Source organism: Pedobacter sp. (genome assembly GCF_035317785.1).
Lineage (GTDB): Bacteria > Bacteroidota > Bacteroidia > Sphingobacteriales > Sphingobacteriaceae > Pedobacter.
Genome location: NZ_DATHGC010000237.1, coordinates 1 through 2,727 on the forward strand (window position 1 = coordinate 1; position 2,727 = coordinate 2,727).

Sequence of the window (2,727 nt, forward strand, 5' to 3'; positions counted from 1 at the left end):
TTCCCGCAACTATTAACTTAAATATACTTTTGATACCCGCTGTTTTTGTTGCTGGTACCGGCTTCCGTTTACGGAACAAGGTTAAAATAAAGAGTCCTGCAAATCCAAGACTGAACTGTGAAAGTGTTACTTCCGCTGTAGTGTATCCTTCCTGATATGCCATTTTTACAAAGGTTGCCAGCATCCCATAGCTGGAGGCTCCCAGCGCAATAAAAATGCTGCCTTTGAGTACATTGTTTTTCATGTTACACCAATTCCGCCTCAATCAGAGCTCTTATATTTTGGTGCGATGTGTCTATAGACTTTTTAAAATTCTCCGGACCAAACGATTCTCCGTTAATTGCAATTACATGAATATTGCTGATACCTATAATATTAAATACGGTCTTTAAATAGGTGCTCTGGAAGTCCAAATGTTCGTTATATTCTCCTTTTTCATATCCCTGGGCGCCTCTTGAAAGCAAAAGAAATAATGTTTTGTTCTCAAGCAAACCAGTATATGGATGCAGGATATTGGTTGAGTCAAACTTCCAGGTTTCATTAACTCTGAGAATCTGGTCGATATAGGCTTTGAGCGCACTGGGAATTGACCAGTTGTACATTGGAGCACCAAGAACAATAACATCAGCTTCCCGTAGTTCGGAAATATAAGCATTGCTTGTTTTTAAAGCTTCCATTTCTTCTTCAGATCGCATTGCTTCAGGTTTGAAAGCTGCGGCAACCCAGTTTTCGTTGACGTGGGGCACATCCGTATTTCCTAATTCACGGAAACTAATAATCGCATCGGTATGGATACTTTTCCAGTGATCGATAAATACATCAGTAAGTTTTCTACTATGAGATCTAAGCGTTCTTGCGCTTGAATTAATAACTAATACCTTTTTCATTTTGATAATTTTTATACAAAAGTAGAGCAGGGTTGGATTATATTTGTATACCAGTTTTCATAAAAACCACAGCCCAGATGTTACCCTACAAATCATTAATTCAGGTTGATCGAAATGCTGCTGTAACACTATATATTCAGGTGTGCAACAGCTTTATATCATTGATCACGAATGGCACATTACAGCCATCTGATCTATTGCCAAGTTCCCGTGTACTTGCAGAATTGATTGGTATTAACAGAAACACGGTAAAATTGGCCTATGAAGAATTGATTAGTCAGGGTTGGGCCGAATCTATTGAGCGCAAGGGTGTGTTTGTACTTTCCAAACTGCCTGTACGTTCCAAAAGGGTACTACCTGAAATGGGCAAAAACAGCAGTCCTCAGGAGGCTTTCATATGGACTAATAATTTTAAAAACGCGATACCCAGCAAGAATCTCCAGAAAACCATGCTCGCTATTGATGATGGTTTTCCTGATGTGCGCCTGGCACCGGTAGATCTGCTCATGCGTGAATATCGAAGTCTTTCCAGAAGATTTCATGGGAAAAACATCCTGAAGTATGGTAGCGCCAAGGGATCAGAACATCTTCGCGTCGCTATTTGCAATTACCTTTCCAATACCAGGGGCTTAGTTGTTTCTGCTGAAAATATACTCATTACAAAAGGCAGCCAGATGGGCATCTATTTAGCAGCGCAGCTGTTGCTCCACCCTTCGGATCATATTGCCGTTGGAATTTCAAATTACGGTCTTGCAGATGATACTTTCAGACATGCCGGAGCTAACCTGCTGCGGATTCCTGTTGATGGCAAAGGAATGGATGTTGATTATCTCGAAGAGATATTACAGCACAAGAAAATAAAGGCGGTATACATTATACCGCATCATCACTTTCCAACAGCGGTAACCATGAGTACGGAGCGGAGGCTAAAACTATTAAATCTCGCCAAAGAGTACCGTTTTGCAATTGTCGAAGACGATTATGATTTTGATTTTCATTATGACAATAAACCCTATCTGCCATTGGCAAGTATCGACCACAATCAGAATGTGATTTATATTGGTTCGATCTCGAAAACCTTTGCCCCTGCCCTGCGCATTGGATTCATGGCAGGACCTTCCGCATTTGTTGAAGCTGCATCTTCCTTAAGAGAGCTGATAGACAGACAGGGAGACACCCTGTTGGAAGAGGCATTTGCGGTGATGTTTGACGATGGTGAGATGGAAAGGCATTTTCGGAAGTCATTAAAAATTTATAAGCAGCGCAGGAACTTGTTTTGCCAGATACTCAAATCTGACTTTAATGAGGAGATAGCATTCAGGGTCCCGGAGGGAGGACTTGGGGTGTGGGCAAATTTTGACAAAAAGATCGACTTGATCAAAATGTCTGAAGATGCATCAAAAAAAGGACTTTATATCGACAATGGAAATTTTTATAAGAACGAATCCTTTTCCACCAATGCCCTGAGAATGGGCTTTGCCTCACTCGAAGAAAATGAAATGGTAGAAGCGCTCGGGATCCTGAAAAAGATAGTGCATTAAGTTCACTGGGCTACCCTTTATCTGAAAACTGGTCTATTTAGCAGCCATGTCATTGCGCTAATTTTGTGGCAAGAAATAAATCTTGTAAATTTTTAAGAAATGAAAACACGAATTAAAATTGACGAAATAGAGCCTGCAGGATACAGAGCTGTTCTTGGACTGGAAAAATTCATTGAAAGCACACCGCTGACAAGGATACATAAAGACCTGATCAAAATAAGGGCTTCACAAATAAACAGATGCGCTTTTTGTATTGACATGCACACGAAAGAGGCCCGCAAAGCAGGTGAAACAGAACA

The 2,727-nt window shown here is 40.7% G+C and carries 3 protein-coding genes and 1 pseudogene; 2 read left to right on the forward strand and 2 right to left on the reverse strand.

Translation table 11 applies throughout. From position 1 onward, the window contains the following. Both VK541_RS14480 and VK541_RS14485 read right to left on the reverse strand, forming a co-directional pair. Window positions 1-244: pseudogene (locus tag VK541_RS14480) on the reverse strand (EamA/RhaT family transporter); the annotation flags it as partial. A gap of 1 nt (window position 245) precedes the next feature. Continuing rightward, the gene (locus tag VK541_RS14485) at window positions 246-887 is read right to left on the reverse strand and encodes an FMN-dependent NADH-azoreductase (RefSeq protein WP_324371031.1); all 642 of its coding nucleotides are present in this window, start codon (window positions 885-887) and stop codon (window positions 246-248) included. 77 nt (window positions 888-964) lie between these two features. Here VK541_RS14485 and VK541_RS14490 point away from each other — a divergent pair, with 77 nt between their 5' ends. Both VK541_RS14490 and VK541_RS14495 read left to right on the forward strand, forming a co-directional pair. Next, on the forward strand, window positions 965-2,428 hold the full coding sequence (locus VK541_RS14490; RefSeq protein ID WP_324371032.1) for a PLP-dependent aminotransferase family protein: 1,464 nt from the start codon (window positions 965-967) through the stop codon (window positions 2,426-2,428). Between the two features lie 99 nt (window positions 2,429-2,527). Then, window positions 2,528-2,727, forward strand: a 200-nt coding sequence (locus tag VK541_RS14495; RefSeq protein ID WP_324371033.1) for a carboxymuconolactone decarboxylase family protein, incomplete at its 3' end; no start/stop codon positions are given.